General features: G+C 67.7%; 21 protein-coding genes. 15 read left to right on the plus strand and 6 right to left on the minus strand.

Annotation, left to right across the window (positions count from 1 at the left end; genetic code table 11):
* Complete coding sequence (locus ACNUDN_RS05455; RefSeq protein ID WP_419121003.1) at positions 1-1,587, minus strand: MFS transporter; 1,587 nt, start codon at positions 1,585-1,587, stop codon at positions 1-3.
* A gap of 113 nt (positions 1,588-1,700) precedes the next feature.
* On the opposite strand from ACNUDN_RS05455, the gene ACNUDN_RS05460 reads away from it, so the two are divergent.
* Positions 1,701-2,318: a TetR/AcrR family transcriptional regulator gene (locus ACNUDN_RS05460; protein ID WP_419121004.1), complete on the plus strand. Its 618-nt coding sequence runs from the start codon at positions 1,701-1,703 to the stop codon at positions 2,316-2,318.
* Here ACNUDN_RS05460 and ACNUDN_RS05465 read toward each other — a convergent pair.
* Both ACNUDN_RS05465 and ACNUDN_RS05470 read right to left on the minus strand, forming a co-directional pair.
* Positions 2,284-3,546, minus strand: a complete 1,263-nt coding sequence (locus tag ACNUDN_RS05465) for a cytochrome P450 (protein ID WP_419121005.1) — start codon at positions 3,544-3,546, stop codon at positions 2,284-2,286. The two genes, ACNUDN_RS05460 and ACNUDN_RS05465, sit on opposite strands and share 35 nt — an antisense overlap.
* 74 nt (positions 3,547-3,620) lie before the next feature.
* Positions 3,621-4,883, minus strand: coding sequence for a cytochrome P450 (locus ACNUDN_RS05470; RefSeq protein ID WP_419121006.1), 1,263 nt, complete (start codon positions 4,881-4,883; stop codon positions 3,621-3,623).
* Positions 4,884-4,956: 73 nt separating this feature from the next.
* On the opposite strand from ACNUDN_RS05470, the gene ACNUDN_RS05475 reads away from it, so the two are divergent.
* The 14 genes from ACNUDN_RS05475 (at position 4,957) to ACNUDN_RS05540 (ending at position 15,282) form a co-directional block, all read left to right on the plus strand.
* Complete coding sequence (locus tag ACNUDN_RS05475) at positions 4,957-6,576, plus strand: carboxylesterase/lipase family protein (RefSeq protein WP_419121007.1); 1,620 nt, start codon at positions 4,957-4,959, stop codon at positions 6,574-6,576.
* A 237-nt stretch (positions 6,577-6,813) separates the two neighbouring features.
* Entirely contained in the window at positions 6,814-7,119 is a 306-nt protein-coding gene (rpsJ, locus tag ACNUDN_RS05480) for a 30S ribosomal protein S10 (RefSeq protein WP_003883485.1), read from the plus strand.
* Positions 7,120-7,133: 14 nt separating this feature from the next.
* On the plus strand, positions 7,134-7,790 hold the full coding sequence (gene rplC / locus ACNUDN_RS05485) for a 50S ribosomal protein L3 (protein ID WP_419121008.1): 657 nt from the start codon (positions 7,134-7,136) through the stop codon (positions 7,788-7,790).
* Entirely contained in the window at positions 7,790-8,461 is a 672-nt protein-coding gene (gene rplD, locus ACNUDN_RS05490; protein WP_419121009.1) for a 50S ribosomal protein L4, read from the plus strand. The genes rplC and rplD overlap by 1 nt, the downstream gene beginning before the upstream one ends.
* Positions 8,461-8,763 carry a 50S ribosomal protein L23 gene (gene rplW, locus ACNUDN_RS05495; protein WP_419121010.1) on the plus strand — a complete coding sequence of 101 codons (303 nt, stop codon included), beginning with the start codon at positions 8,461-8,463 and terminating at the stop codon, positions 8,761-8,763. The genes rplD and rplW overlap by 1 nt, the downstream gene beginning before the upstream one ends.
* Positions 8,764-8,799: 36 nt before the next feature.
* Positions 8,800-9,636 carry a 50S ribosomal protein L2 gene (rplB, locus tag ACNUDN_RS05500; protein ID WP_419121011.1) on the plus strand — a complete coding sequence of 279 codons (837 nt, stop codon included), beginning with the start codon at positions 8,800-8,802 and terminating at the stop codon, positions 9,634-9,636.
* 11 nt (positions 9,637-9,647) lie between these two features.
* The gene (rpsS, locus tag ACNUDN_RS05505; protein WP_003892827.1) at positions 9,648-9,929 is read left to right on the plus strand and encodes a 30S ribosomal protein S19; all 282 of its coding nucleotides are present in this window, start codon (positions 9,648-9,650) and stop codon (positions 9,927-9,929) included.
* The gene (gene rplV / locus ACNUDN_RS05510) at positions 9,926-10,417 is read left to right on the plus strand and encodes a 50S ribosomal protein L22 (RefSeq protein WP_419121012.1); all 492 of its coding nucleotides are present in this window, start codon (positions 9,926-9,928) and stop codon (positions 10,415-10,417) included. The genes rpsS and rplV overlap by 4 nt, the downstream gene beginning before the upstream one ends.
* Positions 10,417-11,250, plus strand: a complete 834-nt coding sequence (gene rpsC / locus ACNUDN_RS05515; RefSeq protein WP_419121013.1) for a 30S ribosomal protein S3 — start codon at positions 10,417-10,419, stop codon at positions 11,248-11,250. Before rplV ends, rpsC begins: the two co-directional genes overlap by 1 nt.
* A 2-nt stretch (positions 11,251-11,252) precedes the next feature.
* Complete coding sequence (gene rplP / locus ACNUDN_RS05520; protein WP_011895869.1) at positions 11,253-11,669, plus strand: 50S ribosomal protein L16; 417 nt, start codon at positions 11,253-11,255, stop codon at positions 11,667-11,669.
* Positions 11,669-11,902: a 50S ribosomal protein L29 gene (rpmC, locus tag ACNUDN_RS05525; RefSeq protein WP_419121014.1), complete on the plus strand. Its 234-nt coding sequence runs from the start codon at positions 11,669-11,671 to the stop codon at positions 11,900-11,902. Before rplP ends, rpmC begins: the two co-directional genes overlap by 1 nt.
* Positions 11,902-12,201, plus strand: a complete 300-nt coding sequence (rpsQ, locus tag ACNUDN_RS05530; protein WP_419121015.1) for a 30S ribosomal protein S17 — start codon at positions 11,902-11,904, stop codon at positions 12,199-12,201. The genes rpmC and rpsQ overlap by 1 nt, the downstream gene beginning before the upstream one ends.
* Before the next feature lie 80 nt (positions 12,202-12,281).
* A complete protein-coding gene (locus ACNUDN_RS05535) occupies positions 12,282-14,633 on the plus strand; it encodes an arylsulfatase (protein ID WP_419121016.1) in 2,352 nt (783 codons plus the stop codon).
* A gap of 7 nt (positions 14,634-14,640) precedes the next feature.
* Positions 14,641-15,282 carry a hypothetical protein gene (locus ACNUDN_RS05540; protein ID WP_419121017.1) on the plus strand — a complete coding sequence of 214 codons (642 nt, stop codon included), beginning with the start codon at positions 14,641-14,643 and terminating at the stop codon, positions 15,280-15,282.
* Here the strand turns inward: ACNUDN_RS05540 and ACNUDN_RS05545 are convergent.
* The 3 genes from ACNUDN_RS05545 to ACNUDN_RS05555 are packed head-to-tail and all read right to left on the minus strand — an operon-like array spanning position 15,183 to position 17,946.
* Positions 15,183-15,635 carry a sigma factor-like helix-turn-helix DNA-binding protein gene (locus tag ACNUDN_RS05545; RefSeq protein ID WP_419121018.1) on the minus strand — a complete coding sequence of 151 codons (453 nt, stop codon included), beginning with the start codon at positions 15,633-15,635 and terminating at the stop codon, positions 15,183-15,185. The genes ACNUDN_RS05540 and ACNUDN_RS05545 overlap by 100 nt on opposite strands.
* A gap of 32 nt (positions 15,636-15,667) precedes the next feature.
* Entirely contained in the window at positions 15,668-16,378 is a 711-nt protein-coding gene (locus ACNUDN_RS05550) for a YoaK family protein (RefSeq protein WP_419121019.1), read from the minus strand.
* Positions 16,378-17,946 (minus strand): hypothetical protein, encoded by a 1,569-nt coding sequence (locus ACNUDN_RS05555; protein WP_419121020.1) that lies wholly within the window; start codon positions 17,944-17,946, stop codon positions 16,378-16,380. Before ACNUDN_RS05555 ends, ACNUDN_RS05550 begins: the two co-directional genes overlap by 1 nt.
* Between the last annotated feature and the right edge of the window lie 4 nt (positions 17,947-17,950).

A 17,950-nucleotide genomic window follows, 5' to 3' on the forward strand; every position in this document is an offset into this window, starting at 1 on the left:
TCAGCGCCGATGCCTGCCGCACGATCTGCGCTGTAGCACCGACCATTGCCGTCCGTCGCGTCCGGGCGCCCAGATCACGACGAACAAAGCTCCCGCCAACAGCAGCGCCGACAGCACCAGCAGTGCCTGGTCGGTGGCGTGCATGAACGACTCCCGGGCGAGTTCGGTGAGCACAGATCCTTGCGGGCCCATCCCCTCGGCGATCGACAGCGCGTGGGCCAGGGAATCGGTCGCCGCGGAGCGGACCGGCTCGGGGAACGCCGCCAGGTCCGGTGCCAGCGCACTGTGATAGACCGCCGCCAGAATCGAGCCCGCGACCGCGATGCCGATGGCGGCGCCGATCTCACGGGTGGCGTCGTTGACGGCCGAAGCCACGCCCTGCTTCTCATCCGGCGTGGCATTCATGATCGCCGCGGTCGTCGGCGCGGTACACAAACCGATACCGCACGCCATGACCAACAGCGGCCACAGCAGATCGACGGAGGTCGCGTCGGCGTGCAGGAAGCGAACCAGGAACAACCCCAGGGCCGTCAGCGCCAACCCGACGCTCACCGCGGTCCGCAACCCGAGCCTGGGCAGGTAGAGCGGCAGGGTGGCGCCGAAGATCAGAATCGGGACCGCCAATGGTGACAGCGCAAAGGCGGTCTGCAGCGCGGTGTATCCCATCACCAACTGCATGAACTGCATCACGATGAAGAAGAAACCGAAATTGGCCGCGAACAGCAGGGTGATGGTGAGCGCGCCGGTGGCGAAGTCGGGCCGCCGGAAGAGTCGCACGTCGAGAAGCGGGTGCGTCCGGCGCAACTGCACCCACGCGAAGGCCGCGACCAACACCACGCCGCCGGCCATCCCCCCGACCGCCAGCGGGTCGGTCCAGCCACGCACCGGAGCCTCGACCACCCCCAGCACGAAGATCGCGATCGCGGTGCCGATCAGCGCGGCGCCGATCCAGTCGACCGGTGCGGCGGTCTGGTCGCGCGACGAACCGACCGTGCAGGTGGCCACGAACATCACCAGCGCGGCGCCGGCCAACAGGTAGAAGATGGACTGCCACGAGTAGTGCTCCAGCGTCAATCCGGTCCCCAGGAATCCGACGATCGCACCGGATCCGGCCACGCCGGCCCAGATGCCGACGGCCTTGTTGCGCTGCGACTTCGGGAATGCCGATGTCAGCAGCGAGAGGGTGGCGGGCATGATGAACGCCGCACCCACGCCGGCGACGGCCCGCGCGATGATCAGCTGTGTCGGGCTGTCGAAGAACACCGGCGCCAACGACGCCAGGCCGAAGATCGCCAGGCCGACCAGCAGCGCCCCGCGTCTGCCGTACCGGTCGCCGAGGGCACCGGCCGGTAACAACAGGCAGGCCAGCGCCAGCGTGTAGCCGTCGACGATCCAGGTCAGCTGGGCCTGGGTGGCCGCGGTCTCTACCGCGATATCGGGAAGCGCGGCGTTGAGCGCCACCATCGACGCGATGACCAGCAGAACGTCCACACTGGCGACGGCCAGCAGCCAGACGCGGCGACGTCCGGACAGAGCGGTGGCGCCGGGGTCGATATCCTGGTCGGAGCGCGCGAGGGTGTCGACCATGTCGTCTCTCTTCAGCAGGGTTCAAGACCGACAGTCTCAAAAGTGGGCTCCAGCGAGACTAACAGTCTCGGAGATGGACCGATAGTCTCGTTGCCGAGGCCGGAGGTGAACGAATGAGCGCCGCAGGTGGCGATCCGCGGCCCGCTCGTTCGCGGGCCCGCCTACTCGATGCCGCGACGACGCTGCTGCGCTCGGGCGGGCCCGGTGCGGTGACCATCGACGCCGTCACCCGGCGGGCCAACGTGGCGCGGGCAACGCTCTACCGTCACTTCCCGAGCGCCAACGACCTGGTGGCTGCGGCGTTCACCAATCTGATCCCGCCACCACCGATGCCGCCCGCCGAAGGCAGCCTGCGGGACCGGCTGATCGCCATCGTGGTGGAGTGGGCCGAGTCGATCGCCGAGACACCGGCCATGCTGACCGCGATGGCGTGGTTGTCACTGGGTCCCGACATCAGCGAGCTGCCCAGCGCCGGCGGCGGAGACGGCGTGCGCTCGCTACGCGAGCGCATCGCCGAGCAGTACTCGGCGCCGTTCGACGAGGTGTTCGACAGCCCGGCCGGGGCCGCCGAGCTGGGCAAGGTCGACCGCACGATGGCGCTGGCGCTGCTGATCGGCCCGCTGGCCTTCGGCCGGATCAGCACCTTGACCGAATTCGACTACCGTGCGGTCGCGATCGCCGCCGTGGACGGTTTCCTCAGCGCAATGAGTATCGAACCGGAAGGTGCTTGAGCCCGCCGACGAACGTCGTCGCCGACAGTTCGGCGGGACCGGCGAGCTCGATCGACTCCAACCGCGGCAGCAGCTCGCTGAACAGGCTGTTCATCTCCATCCGGGCCAGCGCCGCGCCCAGGCAGAAATGCACGCCGTAGCCGAAGGCCAAGTGCTTGTTGGGATCCCGGCTGACATCGAACCGGAACGGGTCGGTGAACACCTCTTCGTCGCGGTTGGCCGACACGTAGGCCAGATAGACCGACTCACCCTGCGCGATCGGTACGCCACGCACCGTGGTGTCCTCGGCGGCCGTGCGCATGAACTCCTTGACCGGGGTGGACCAGCGGATCATCTCCTCGACCGCGGTGCCCATCAGGCTCGGGTCGGCCTGCAGCCGGGCCAACTCGCCCGGGTTCTCGATCAGCGCGTGCAGACCGCCCGAAATCGCGTCCTTGGTGGTGTCGTGGCCGGCGCTGGCGACGATGACGTAGTAGGACAGCGTGTCCATGTCCGACATGGGTTCGCCGTCGACCAGGCCGTTGGCGATCGCCGAGGCCAGATCCTCGGTCGGGTTCTCCCGCCGCGACGCCGTCAGCGCGGTGAAGTAGTTGAAGAAGTCGGTCAGCACGGCCATCTGTTCTTCCGGGGTGGAGCCGCGCTTGTACTCGTCGTCGTCGCCGCCGAACATCTCCTGGGTCAGCATGTGCATCCGGCCGAAGTCCTCTTCGGGCAGGCCGAGCAGCGACAGGATCACATAGAGCGGGAAGTTCACCGCGATGTCGGTGACGAAGTCGCACTCCGGACCGATGTCGCGCATCCTGTCCACGTAGCGCTTGGCGAGCTCGTCGACGCGGATCTTCAAGTCCCGCATGGCTTTCGGTCGGAACCAGTCAGCCCCGATGGCCCGCACCTTACGGTGGTGCGGATCATCCATGTGGATCAGCGTGCGCAACCCGAGTCCCATCTCCTGCTGGGACTTGGCCAGGTCGTCGGCCTCGGCCGTCACCAGCAGCGGGCGTGGTTCGGACAGGAAAAGGTCGTTGGCGCGCTCGATGGCCATGATGTCGGCGTGCTTGGTGACGGCCCAGAACGGCCGGTACGGGCCGTGTTCGACGTAGGCGACCGGGTTGTGGGCCCGCAGGTGCGCCAACGCGGCGTGCAACCTGGCGTCGTCGGCGTAGGCCTTCGGGTCGGCCAGCGCCTTCGCGGCCTCCTGCGAATCCAGATCCATCGTCGAACTGCTCACGGGACTCCTCACACGGCTGTACTTGACGGGTGTCAAACGCAGTCTATGTGATCGGCGCCACTGCGCCGAGGGAATCAGCGCAGTGAATACCGGATCGGCAGATGCTTGAGTCCGCCGACGAAGGTGGTCGCCACCCATTCGGGATCACCGGCCAACTCGATGGACTGCAGTCGCGGCACCAGCTCGGTGAAGAAGCTGTTGGTCTCCATCCGGGCCAGCGCCGCCCCGAGGCAGAAGTGCACGCCGTAACCGAACGACAGGTGTCTGTTCGGATCGCGGGCGATGTCGAAGCGGTCCGGTTCGTCGAAGATGTCCTCGTCGCGGTTGGCCGACACGTAGGACAGCAGCACCGATTCGCCTTCCTTGATCGGCACCCCCCGCACCTCGGTGTCGGCGGTGGCGGTGCGCATGAACTCCTTGACCGGGGTGGTCCAGCGGATCATCTCCTCGACCGCGGTGCCCATCAGCTCCGGCTGCGCCTTCAGCCGGGCCAGCTGGTCCTGGTTCTGGATCAGCGCGAGCAGTCCGCCCGAGATCGCGGCACTGGTGGTGTCGTGGCCGGCGCTGGCCACGATCACGTAGTAGGACAGGCAGTCGATGTCGTTGAGATATTCACCGTCGAGCTTGGCATTGGCGATCGCCGACGCCAGATCCTCGGTCGGATGGGCCCGGCGTTCGGCGGTCAGCGCGGTGAAGTAGCGAAAGAAATCGGTGATGACCTCGTGCAGTTCCTGGGGGGTCTTGCCGCGGGTGAACTCGTCGTCGTCACCGCCGAACATCTCCTGGGTCAGCTTGAGCATCCGGCCGAAGTCCGACTCGGGCAGTCCGAGCAGCGACAGGATCACATAGAGCGGGAAGTTGACGGCGACCTCCTGGACGAAGTCGCACTCCGGGCCGTCCTCGACCATCTTGTCGACGTAGATCTTGGCCAGTTCGTCGACGCGCGTCTTCAGGGCGCGCATCGCCTTGGGGCGGAACCAGTCGGCGCCGACCTTGCGCACGTCGCGGTGCAGTGGATCGTCCATGTGGATGAGGGTGCGGATGCCGCCGCCGGCCGCAAGGTTCGCCTCTGACAGGTCGTCGGTGGCGGCGGTAACCAGCATCGGGCGGGGTGCGTTGATCCAGAGCTCGTTGTCGCGCTCGATGGCCATGATGTCGGCGTGCTTGGTGACGGCCCAGAACGGGCGGTAGTCCGGGACGTCGACGAAGCAGACCGGCGCATGGGCGCGCAGCTGGGTCAGGGCCGCATGCAGGCGCATCTCGTCGGCATACGCCTTGGGGTCGGCCAGAACTTTCGCGGCGTCGCGCGCTGCGTCATCGATAACCGGCGTGCTCATGTGCCCTCATTCGGAGAAGTGACTTGACAGGTGTCAATCTGAGCATATGTGGCCGCGGCTACGCTCGACAACGATGCCGACTCCACGGTTCGCCCACCGGGTGGGGCTGCTGGCTGTGCTCCTGGCGCTGGTGGTCGCCTGCGCCCCGGGGACCGGCGGAGGTCGCGCCCCGGTGGCGCCGCCGGCCGACGACCTCGCGGTGGCGCAGACCGCAGCCGGTACGGTGCGCGGGACCGTGGCCCAGGACCATCGGCTCTTCGCCGGAATTCCTTATGCCGCAGCCCCGGTCGGGCCGCTGCGGTGGCGGCAGCCAGAACCGGCGGCGCAGTGGCAGGGGGTCAGGGACGCGACCGCGTTCGGGCCCCGCTGCATGCAGGACCTCGCCGGCGACATCGAGCTCGGCAGGCACACCGACGAAGACTGCCTGACGCTCAACGTCTGGACGCCGGCCGCCGAAGCCTCCGCCCCGCGCCCGGTCATGGTGTGGATCCACGGCGGTTCGTTCGTCGCGGGCAGCAGCGGTGTCTACGACGCAGGCCGCCTGGTCGCACGCGGCGACATCGTCGTCGTCACCGTCAACTACCGGCTCGGTGCGCTGGGGTTTCTGGCCCACCCGTCGCTCGGACCGCCCGGTGACGTCGGCAACTACGGGCTGGCTGACCAGCAGGCCGCGCTGCGGTGGGTTCGCGACAACATCGCCGGCTTCGGCGGCGATCCCGACCGGGTGACCGTGGCGGGGGAGTCCGCGGGCGCGATGTCGGTGTGCGACCACCTGGTCGCGCCCGCATCGCAGGGGTTGTTCGCCGCGGCGGTCATCATGAGCGGGCCGTGTCAGGCGCAGGTCGGTCTGCAGCCGGCGCATCAGCGCAGCGTCCACTACGCGGCCGGCCTCGGCTGCGCCGACCCGGCGACGGCGGCCGACTGTCTGCGCGCGCTGCCGGCCGACCGGCTGCGCACCCCGGTGTGGTTCTACCGGATCGGCCCCGACCAGCTCAGCGGCCCCGTCACCGGGACCAGCGTGTTGCCCGTCGACCCGGTTGTCGCCTTCGCCGACGGGCGGGCGGCGCCGGTTCCGGTGCTGATCGGGACCACGCGTGACGAGTGGACACTGTTCGTGGCGCTGCAATATCTCCGCGGAACCGAGTACACCGCCGCGGACTACCCGGGCCTGCTCGCCGAGACCTTCGGCGCCGATGCGGCCGCGGTGGCCGCCCGCTACCCGCTGACCGGCTATCCGAACGTGGCGCTGGCCTATGCCGCCACGGTCACCGACTCGCTGTTGGCGTGTCCCGGGCAGCGCTGGGCAGGTCAGCTCGGCCGGGCGGCGCCGGTGTACTTCTACGAGTTCGCCGACCGCGACGCGCCCGCACCCGACCCGCTGCGCACCCTGCCGTTTCCGGTCGGCGCCAGCCACTCGCTGGAACTGCGCTACCTGTTCGATGTCGCGGGTGCGTCGCCGCCGGACCCGGCGCAGGTCCGGCTGGGCGACCAGATGGTCGATTTCTGGGCGGCGTTCGTCAAGGCGGGAGCGCCGCAGGCCGCGGGCCAGCCGCAATGGCCGGCGGTCGGTTCCGGAGGCGGGCAGCACGTGATGTCGTTGCGGCCCGACGGGAGCCGTATGGTGGAGGACTTCGCCGAGGTTCACCAGTGCCCGTTCTGGGCGGGCCTGCAGGGGCCGCGGGCGGGCCGGTGATGCCGGGACCAGGGATTTGGAGCAGGCCCGGATCTGAGGCATACTGTTCGGGTTGCCTTGAGCCGGGTTCGCCCGGTAAGGCATGACTGGCGCCCCTTGCGGGGCGCATCCGGTCCCCATCACATTCTCGGGCGACACACCCGACCGCGGGGACCGGTGAACCACAGACAGGTAAACAGCGGCGGCACAGCCAGGCCCGAGTTCGTTCGGGCCCGTTAGTAGTGAGGTAGGAGAAGCGTGGCGGGACAAAAGATCCGCATCAGGCTCAAGGCCTACGACCATGAGGCGATCGATGCCTCTGCGCGCAAGATCGTCGAGACGGTCACCCGTACGGGAGCCAGCGTGGTCGGCCCTGTGCCGCTGCCGACCGAGAAGAACGTGTACTGCGTCATCCGGTCCCCGCACAAGTACAAGGACTCGCGGGAGCACTTCGAGATGCGCACGCACAAGCGGCTGATCGACATCCTCGACCCCACGCCGAAGACCGTTGACGCCCTGATGCGCATCGATCTGCCGGCCAGCGTCGACGTCAACATTCAGTAGGAGATCCAGAAACCATGGCTAGAAAAGGCATTCTGGGCACCAAGCTGGGCATGACGCAGGTGTTCGACGAGAACAACAAGGTCGTGCCGGTGACGGTCGTCAAGGCCGGGCCCAACGTGGTGACCCGCATCCGGACCCCGGAACGGGACGGGTACAGCGCCGTGCAGCTCGCCTACGGCGAGATCAGCCCGCGCAAGGTGAACAAGCCGGTGACGGGCCAGTTCGCGGCCGCCGGCGTGAACCCGCGCCGCCACCTCGCCGAGTTGCGGCTCGACAACGAGGCCGCCGCCGCCGAGTACGAGGTCGGCCAGGAGCTGACGGCGGAGATCTTCGCCGACGGCGCCTACGTCGACGTGACCGGCACCAGCAAGGGCAAGGGCTTCGCCGGCACCATGAAGCGGCACGGCTTCCGCGGTCAAGGCGCCTCGCACGGCGCACAGGCCGTGCACCGCCGGCCGGGCTCGATCGGTGGCTGTGCCACCCCGGGCCGCGTGTTCAAGGGCACGCGCATGTCGGGCCGGATGGGCAACGACCGCGTGACGACCCAGAACCTGAAGGTGCACAAGGTTGACGCCGAGAACGGCGTGCTGTTGATCAAGGGCGCCATCCCCGGACGCAACGGTGGACTGGTGGTTGTCCGCAGCGCAATCAAGCGAGGCGAGAAGGCATAATGGCTGCTGAGAATCGAAATATCACAGTGCTCACACCGGCAGGCAAGAAGGACGGCTCGGTCGAGCTGCCCGCAGAACTGTTCGATGTCGAGCCCAACATCGCGCTGATGCACCAGGTGGTCAACGCACAGCTGGCCGCCAAGCGGCAGGGCACCCACGCGACCAAGACTCGCGGCGAGGTCCGCGGTGGCGGCAAGAAGCCGTACCGCCAGAAGGGCACCGGCCGGGCGCGTCAGGGCTCGACCCGCGCACCGCAGTTCACCGGTGGTGGCACCGTGCACGGTCCGCAGCCGCGCGACTACAGCCAGCGCACCCCGAAGAAGATGATCGCCGCCGCGCTGCGCGGTGCGCTTTCCGACCGGGCGCGCAACGACCGGATCCATGCGGTCACCGAGATCGTCGAGGGTCAGAACCCGTCGACCAAGAGCGCCAAGGCGTTCCTGTCGACGCTGACCGATCGTCGTCAGGTGCTGGTGGTGATCGGCCGCGCCGACGAGACCAGCGCCTTGAGTGTGCGCAATCTGCCTGGTGTGCATGTGATCTCGCCGGACCAGTTGAACACCTACGACGTGCTCAAGGCCGACGATGTGGTGTTCAGCGTCGAGGCCCTCAACGCCTACATCGCCGCAGCAACACGAAGCTCTGCCAAAGACGAGGAGGTGTCGGCCTGATGGCTAACGTGACCGATCCCCGCGACATCATCTTGTCCCCGGTGATCTCGGAGAAGTCCTACGGGCTCATCGAGGACAACGTCTACACGTTCATCGTGGCGCCGGATTCGAACAAAACCCAGATCAAGATCGCGATCGAGAAGATCTTCAAGGTCAAGGTCGACTCGGTGAACACCGCCAACCGTCCGGGTAAGCGCAAGCGCACCCGCACCGGTTACGGCCAGCGCAAGGCCACCAAGCGCGCGATCGTGACGCTGGCCGCCGGAAGCAAGCCCATCGATCTGTTCGGAGCGCCGGCCTGATCGGCCGGACAGGACAAGAACAGGACTGAGTAGAAGATGGCCATTCGCAAGTACAAGCCGACGACCCCCGGTCGCCGCGGCTCGAGCGTCTCCGACTTCGCCGAGATCACTCGTGATCATCCGGAGAAGTCCCTGATCCGCCCGCTGCACGGCAGGGGCGGACGTAACGCCCACGGTCGTATCACCACCCGTCACAAGGGTGGTGGCCACAAGCGCGCCTACCGCGTCATCGACTTCCGTCGCCACGACAAGGACGGCGTCAACGCCAAGGTCGCACACATCGAATACGACCCCAACCGCACCGCGAACATCGCGCTGCTGCACTACCTGGACGGCGAGAAGCGCTACATCATCGCGCCGTACGGTCTCAAGCAGGGCATGATCGTCGAGTCCGGCGCCAACGCCGACATCAAGCCGGGTAACAACCTGCCGCTGCGCAACATCCCCGCAGGCACCCTGATCCACGCGGTGGAGCTGCGTCCCGGCGGCGGAGCCAAGATGGCCCGCTCGGCCGGCGCGTCGATCCAGCTGCTGGGCAAGGAGGGCACCTACGCCTCGCTGCGTATGCCCAGCGGTGAGATCCGCCGTGTCGATGTGCGCTGCCGCGCGACGGTCGGCGAGGTCGGCAACGCCGAGCAGGCCAACATCAACTGGGGCAAGGCCGGCCGCATGCGCTGGAAAGGCAAGCGCCCCACCGTCCGTGGTGTCGTCATGAACCCGGTCGATCACCCGCACGGCGGTGGTGAGGGTAAGACCTCCGGTGGCCGCCACCCGGTGAGCCCGTGGGGTAAGCCCGAGGGCCGCACCCGCAAGCCGAAGAAGGCGAGCGACAAACTCATCGTCCGTCGCCGGCGCACCGGCAAGAAGCGCTAGGGAGTAAAGCGATGCCACGCAGCCTGAAGAAGGGCCCGTTCGTCGACGACCACCTGCTCAAGAAGGTCGACGTCCAGAACGAGAAGAACACCAAGCAGGTCATCAAGACCTGGTCCCGTCGGTCCACCATCATCCCCGACTTCATCGGGCACACCTTCGCCGTCCACGACGGCCGCAAGCACGTCCCGGTGTTCGTCACCGAGGCGATGGTCGGGCACAAGTTGGGCGAGTTCGCCCCCACCCGGACCTTCAAGGGTCACATCAAGGACGACCGGAAGTCGAAGCGCCGATGAACGCAGTGATCGAATATCCGTCAGCGATGGCCAAGGCGCGCTTCGTGCGCATCTCGGCCACCAAGGCGCGCCGCGTCATCGATCTGGTCCGCGGCAAGAGCGTCGAGGAAGCCCTCGACATCCTGCGCTGGGCCCCGCAATCGGCCAGTGAGCCGGTCGCCAAGGTGATCGCCAGCGCCGCCGCCAACGCGCAGAACAACGACGGCCTGGACCCGACGAGCCTGGTGGTCGCCACCATCCACGCCGATGAGGGCCCGACCGCCAAGCGCATCCGGCCGCGCGCGCAGGGACGTGCGTACCGGATCCGCAAGCGCACCAGCCACATCACCGTGATCGTGGAGAGCCGACCGCCCAAGCAGGCCGGCAAGCAGGGCGCCTCCGCCAGTGCCGCGCGCGCCCGTCGTGCCCAGGCCAGCAAGGCGGCCACCAAGAAGGCCGGGCCCGCGCCAGCGGCCACATCCGACACCGCGAAGGAGGGCTCGGAGTAGTGGGCCAGAAGATCAATCCCCACGGCTTCCGCCTCGGTATCACCACCGACTGGAAGTCCCGCTGGTACGCCGACAAGCAGTACGCGGACTACATCAAGGAAGATGTCGCGATCCGCAAGCTGCTGGCCACCGGCCTGGAGCGCGCCGGCATCGCCGACGTGGAGATCGAGCGCACCCGGGATCGCGTGCGGGTGGACATCCACACCGCGCGTCCGGGCATCGTGATCGGTCGCCGCGGCACCGAGGCCGACCGCATCCGCGCCGACCTGGAGAAGCTGACCAAAAAGCAGGTGCAGCTCAACATCCTCGAGGTGAAGAACCCCGAGAGCCAGGCGCAGCTGGTCGCCCAGGGCGTGGCCGAGCAGCTGAGCAACCGCGTGGCGTTCCGTCGCGCGATGCGCAAGGCGATCCAGTCGGCGATGCGTCAGCCCAACGTCAAGGGCATCCGCGTGCAGTGCTCGGGCCGCCTCGGTGGTGCCGAGATGAGCCGCTCGGAGTTCTACCGTGAGGGTCGGGTGCCGCTGCACACGCTGCGCGCCGACATCGACTACGGCCTCTACGAGGCCAAGACCACCTTCGGCCGCATCGGTGTGAAGGTGTGGATCTACAAGGGCGACATCGTCGGCGGCAAGCGTGAGCTGTCCGCTGCCGCGCCCGCCGCCGACCGTCCGCGTCGCGAGCGTCCCTCCGGCACCCGTCCGCGCCGCAGCGGCGCCTCGGGTACCACCGCGACGAGCACCGACGCCGGCCGGGCCGCCACCTCGGAAGAGGCCGCCGCGCCGACCGCCGATGCAGCGGTCGAGGCGCCGACGGCTGAGAATACGGAGAGCTAGTCATGCTGATTCCCCGCAAGGTCAAGCACCGCAAGCAGCATCACCCCAGGCAGCGCGGCATCGCCAGCGGCGGCACCTCGGTGAGCTTCGGTGACTACGGGATCCAGGCCATGGGTCACGCCTACATCACCAACCGGCAGATCGAGTCGGCCCGTATCGCCATCAACCGGCACATCAAGCGTGGCGGCAAGGTGTGGATCAACATCTTCCCGGACCGCCCGCTGACCAAGAAGCCCGCCGAGACCCGTATGGGTTCGGGTAAGGGCTCGCCGGAATGGTGGGTCGCCAACGTCAAGCCCGGCCGCGTCCTGTTCGAGCTGAGCTACCCCGACGAGAAGATCGCCAGGGAAGCACTGACTCGTGCAATCCACAAGCTGCCGATCAAGGCACGCATCGTCACAAGAGAGGAGCAGTTCTGATGGCAGTGGGAACTTCGCCCGGCGAACTGCGCGAACTCACCGACGAGGAACTGACCGACAAGCTGCGGGAGTCCAAGGAAGAGCTGTTCAACCTGCGCTTCCAGATGGCGACCGGTCAGCTTGCCAACAACCGCCGGCTGCGCACGGTCCGGCAGGAGATCGCGCGCGTGTACACCGTGCTGCGCGAACGTGAGTTGGGTCTGGCCGCCGGACCCGGAGGTGAGGATTCGTAATGGCAGACACCAAGAAGGGCGAGAAGTACACGCCCCGCACCGAGAAGCCGCGCGGCCGTCGCAAGACGGCCATCGGCTACGTCGTCTCGGACAAGATGCAGAAGACCATCGTGGTCGAGCTGGAGGACCGCAAGAGTCATCCGTTGTACGGCAAGATCATTCGGACCACCAAGAAGGTCAAGGCGCACGACGAGAACGAGGACGCCGGTGTCGGCGACCGCGTTTCGCTGATGGAGACCCGGCCCACGTCGGCCACCAAGCGGTGGCGCCTGGTCGAGGTGCTCGAGAAGGCCAAGTAACACACCGGCTCTGACAGCTGTCGAAAACCCCCGCATGCCGATCGGCGGCGGGGGTTTTTCGTTGGGTGTACTCTCCGGGCGTGACGACGGAGTTCAACGGCAAGATCGCGGTCGACATCCGGGATTCCGAACCGGACTGGGGACCCTTCGCGGCACCGACCGCACAACCGGACGCACCCAACGTGCTCTACCTGGTGTGGGACGATATCGGCATCGCCACCTGGGACTGCTTCGGCGGGTTGGTCGAGATGCCCGCGATGAGTCGGATCGCCGAGCGCGGGGTGCGGCTGTCGCAGTTCCACACCACCGCATTGTGTTCACCGACGCGGGCTGCGCTGCTGACCGGACGCAACCCGACCACCGTCGGGATGGCCACCATCGAGGAGTTCACCGACGGCTTCCCCAACTGCAACGGCCGCATCCCGTTCGACACCGCGCTGATCTCCGAGGTGCTTGCCGAGAACGGTTACAACACCTACTGCATCGGCAAATGGCATCTGACCCCGCTGGAGGAGTCCAATCTCGCCGCCACCAAGCGGCACTGGCCGCTGGGCCGAGGTTTCGAACGGTTCTACGGATTCATGGGTGGCGAGACCGATCAGTGGTATCCCGATCTTGTCTACGACAATCACCCCGTCGCGCCGCCCGCGACGCCCGAACAGGGTTACCATCTCTCGCGCGACCTCGCCGACAAGACCATCGAGTTCATCCGCGACGCCAAGGTGATCGCACCTGACAAGCCCTGGTTCTCGTATCTGTGTCCCGGCGCCGGGCATGCCCCGCACCACGTCTTCAAGGAATGGGCCGACCGCTACCGCGGCGTCTTCGACATGGGTTACGAGCGGTATCGCGAGATCGTGCTGGATAACCAGAAGCGGCTCGGGATCGTTCCCCCCGACACCGAGCTTTCGCCGATGAACCCGTACTCAGATGTCAAGGGGCCCAACGGGGAAGACTGGCCGGAGCAGGACACCGTCCGTCCGTGGGATTCGCTCGGTGACGACGAGCGGCGACTGTTCGCCCGGATGGCGGAGGTCTTCGCCGGATTCCTGTCCTACACCGACGCCCAGATCGGGCGGATCCTGGACTATCTCGACGAGTCCGGTCAGCTCGACAACACCATCATCGTGGTGATCTCGGACAACGGCGCCAGCGGGGAGGGCGGTCCGAACGGGTCGGTGAACGAGGTCAAGTTCTTCAACGGATACCTCGATTCGGTGGAGGAGAGCCTGAAGGCTTTCGACGAACTCGGTGGCACTGCGACGTACAACCATTACCCGATCGGCTGGGCGATGGCGTTCAACACCCCGTACAAGCTGTTCAAGCGCTACGCCTCGCACGAGGGCGGTATCGCCGACACCGCGATCATCTCGTGGCCCGACGGTATCGCCGCGCACGGTGAGGTGCGGGACAACTACGTCAACGTCTGCGACATCACCCCGACGGTGTTCGATCTGCTCGACATCACCGCACCGGCCACCGTGGGCGGGGTGGCGCAGAAACCGATGGACGGCGTCAGTTTCAAAGTGGCGCTGGAGAATCCGACCGCGCCGACGGGTAAGGAGACGCAGTTCTACACGATGCTCGGCACCCGGGGGATATGGCACAGAGGCTGGTTCGCCAGCGCCGTGCACGCCGCATCGCCGGCGGGATGGTCGCATTTCGACGCCGACCGGTGGGAGTTGTTCCACATCGAGGCCGACCGCAGTCAGTGTCACGATCTGGCCGCCGAGCACCCGGAGCGACTCGAGGAGCTCAAGACCCTGTGGTTTTCCGAAGCGGCCAAGTACAACGGGCTGCCGCTGGGTGATCTGAACATCCTGGAGACCATGTCGCGCTGGCGGCCCTACCTAAACGGCGAACGCGATTCCTACGCCTACTTCCCGGGTACCGCCGACGTCGGCATCGGCGCTGTGGTGGAGCTGCGGGGCAGGTCCTTCGCGGTGCTCGCCGAGGTCACCGTCGGGCCGGACGGGGCCGACGGTGTAGTGGTCAAACACGGTGGTGCACATGGGGGATACGTGATGTATCTGCAGGGCGGGCGACTGCATTTCTGCTACAACTTCCTCGGGGAGTACGAGCAGACCCTGGCATCGGGAGATGCGGTCCCCCCGGGCGTGCACACCCTCGGTTTCACGTTCTCGCGCACCGGAACCGCCGAAGGCAGCCACACCCCGATCGGCGAGGCGGCGCTGTTCATCGACACCGGTCAGGTTGCCGAGCTTTCCGAGATGCGGGTACACCCAGGGACATTCGGCCTGGCCGGAGCCAGCCTCAGCGTCGGGCGCAACTCCGGATCCCCTGTGTCGCGGGCCTACCGCCCGCCGTTCGGTTTCACCGGCGGCACCATCGCTCGGGTCAACGTGGACGTCTCGGGTGCGCCGTACATCGATCTGGAGCGCGACTTCGCCCGCGCGTTCGCCAGGGACTGAGGACACCGTGCGGGGCGCTGTGGTCGCGGTGCTGGCGGTGTGCGCGCTGCTGTGCGCGCCGGCCTGCTCGCGCAGCAACGACGGTACCCCGACCGCCGAGCGAACCAGCACGTCTGTCGCGCCGCCCGCCGGTACGCCGCCCGCGTCGGCCCCCGGTACGTCGGCCCCCGGGGTGTGTGCACCGGTTGACCCGGCCCCGGTTCAGGTGCGCGCAGAAAGCTCTGATCCGTCGGCGCCCACCGCGACCGTCGGAGTCCCCGACGGCTGGTCGATGGCTTCCGCACCCGACGGTGCCCGAGTCGACGGGCCGGACGGGATGTGGGCCACGGTCACGATCGTGGCGGCTGCGCCCGAGGCCGAGGCGGCGTTTCGGACCTATGTCGAGGACCTCACCGCGCAGGCCGTCGTCAGTACCGTCAGCCTGCTGCCCGGAGACGTCTGCGGCTACAGCGGTCAGAAGGTGATGGGGATGCTGACCGACGGTGCCGACCGGGTCGGGTCGGTTCAGTACCGGGCACGCATCGTGCACGTACCCAGTGGGGGACAGAACTATCTGGTCGCGGTGTACGTCGAAGCCCCGGTGGGCACCGCCGGGTTCGACGATGCGGCGGCGCTGATGACCGGGGACTTCGAGATCGCCCTGCCCTGACGAGTGAGGCTGCGGCGCAGGCGTGCCCGGCCGCGGTGGTTACGGGACATCACCGTGCCCTTTGGGACGCCCATCGCCACCGCAGCCTCACGGTAGGTCAGTCCCTGCACGGCGGTGTAGTACACCGCCAGCCGCATCGGTTCCGGCAGCGCGGCCAGCGCGGTGACAAGCCCGGGTACGGGGATGTCGCACAGCACATCATCTTCGGCCGAGTTGCGGGTGGAGGAGTACGCCCTGCGGTGCAGGGCGGGTCTCAGCGCCCGTACCCAGTGTTCGAATTCGCGCTCGGTGCAGCGCATCTGGCGGTGCTGGGCAGTGTCTTCGGCGATCGGTGCGATGGTCACGGTGGCCATCCTGCGCATCGCCGAGCGGCATTGCTTGGACGTTATCTGGAGGTGGTGTGCAGAGATCGCGGAGACAGCCGCAGGTGTCCCACCAGTGCCACCGCCGCCGTGGTCGCCGCGGCCAGACCGAACGGCACGGCGATGTGGACCCGGATCAACGCGGCCCCGACCACGGCGCCGGCGAAGATCACCACGATGGCGGTCAGGCGCCGGTTGAAGAGCGCGCCGCGCCCCCCTCTGGTCCAGCTCTCCCCGGCCAGCGACGCCAGCGTCGAGGTGACGACGACGGTGGTCATATCGGCGACCGCGACGGCGCGGGCGACCATGGCCTGGGAACCCATCACCGCCGCGGTGGCCGCCGCCATCAGGATCTGCAGCGCCGGCGACGCGTGAGTGCCGGTGACCGCGGCGACCACGGTGAGCGCGGACAGGATCGCCGCCCCGACCGCCAGCAGCGCCGTCACCCGGTGCTGCCACCCTTTGCGGCCGGGCCCGCCGCGCAGCACCAGGCCGGCCCCGTAGGCGGCGGCCGTGAACGCGGCCAGCGCGATGGCCGGGCCCAGCACGGGCAGGTCGTCGGCGCCGGCCACCCCCATGCCGAGGATCACGATGTTGCCGGTCATGTTGCCGGTGAACACCCGGTCTAGCGCCAGGAAACCTACCGCGTCGACGACTCCGGTGACGAACGTCAGCGCGACCGTGGCCGCCAGCGCGGTGAGCTGTGCTCGGTCGGCGTCGGCAGAGTCGCGCATCAGAAGACGATAATGGCGAACAGGGTGGACAGCACCAGGCCGGCCATGACGGGCAGGAAACACTTGCGGGCCAGGGTGAGGACCGGGACCCGGGCGAAACCGGCCACCGCCACCAGCGAGGACCAGGCGACCAGCGTCCCGCCACCGGACCAGATGTTGCCCATCTGGCCGATCGCGGCCAGCGTCGAGGGATCCATCCCGGCGGCGGAGCCCAGCGCGCCCGACAGCGATCCGGTCAGGGGCAGCCCGCTGAACCCGGAGCCTTCCAGGCCGGCGATGAGGCCGACGAACAGCACCGTGAACGCAACGACGAAGGCGTTGGGCGCGACGTGGGACAGGCCGGCGTTGATGAGATCGAACAGCAGTGCCGGTCCGGTGGCGTCCTCGGACATCCCGAGGATGCGCGCCGAGAAGTCACCGTTGCCGATGAAGAAGAAGCCCGCGATCGGCAGCACGATGCCCATCGCTTTGAACGCGAAGACCAGCCCGTCGACGATGTGGGTGGACGAGCTCTCCAGGAACGCCCGCTTGTCGTTGGTCAGGCATGCGGCGAACAGCAGCATCGCCGCGATCCCGCCGACGATGCCTGCCGCGTCCCCGCCCTGCAACGGAGGCACCACACCGGTGAACTTGCCCAGCAGCATGTACACGATGAACACCAGGTACGCGGCCGGGACGAGGACTGCGAAAGCCTTGGCGGACAGGCTTTTCGGTGCATCCGCGAGCTCGATCGACGAGGTGTCGCGGACAATGGTCGCGGTGGGGGCGCTGGCCGCGGCGGTTTCGGTGCCGCCGCCCGCGGGACCGGGATCGGGAGTGAGGTCGGGGTCCGGGCGGGTGCCCCCGGCGGGCCCGTCCTGCGCAGTGGTGCCGATGCCGAACTTGTCGGCCTTGTCCTCCCACGCCACCAGCAGATCGGGTGATGGCTTCTGCCAGGTGCGGCGCTGCACGAGGTAGGTGATGACCAGCGCGGTCAGGCCCACGATCAACGACAGCACCATCGCTTTGTCTGCCACGCTGTCGGTGTCGACACCGGCGGCGGTCGCCGAGATGCCAGGGGCGACCTTGATGATGTAGTCCGACGACAGCGCCATCCCCTGACCGGCGATCGCGATGACCATCCCGACCGACAGCGGACTCAAGCCGGCGCGGATCGCGACCGGGATGAGCACCGCGCCCACCAGCGGAACCGCCGGAGTGGGCCAGAAGAACAACGAGATGACATAGGTCACCACCGCGAGAACCACGAAACTGCTTGTGCCCGCCCGCATCACGTGACGGAACGGGGTGACCATCAATCGGTCGGCGCCCATCTCGCGCAGCGCGCCGAGCATTGCGGTGACCAGCGCGATGATCAGGAAGATGTTGAACAGCTCGTGCGCGGCGACCAGGCTGGCGTTGAAAATCGACGACAAGCCGGTGATGATGCTGCCCGAGAACACCCACGCGGTCAGCAGTGTGGCGACCACGGCGGGCACGACGATGTTCTTGCGCAGGGCCATCGTGGCAAGGATGACGACGATGCCGGCCAGATAGATCCAGTGCGCCGCGTTCAGATGTATATCCATCGCC

The organism is Mycobacterium sp. smrl_JER01 (assembly GCF_048513595.2).
Taxonomy (GTDB): domain Bacteria; phylum Actinomycetota; class Actinomycetes; order Mycobacteriales; family Mycobacteriaceae; genus Mycobacterium.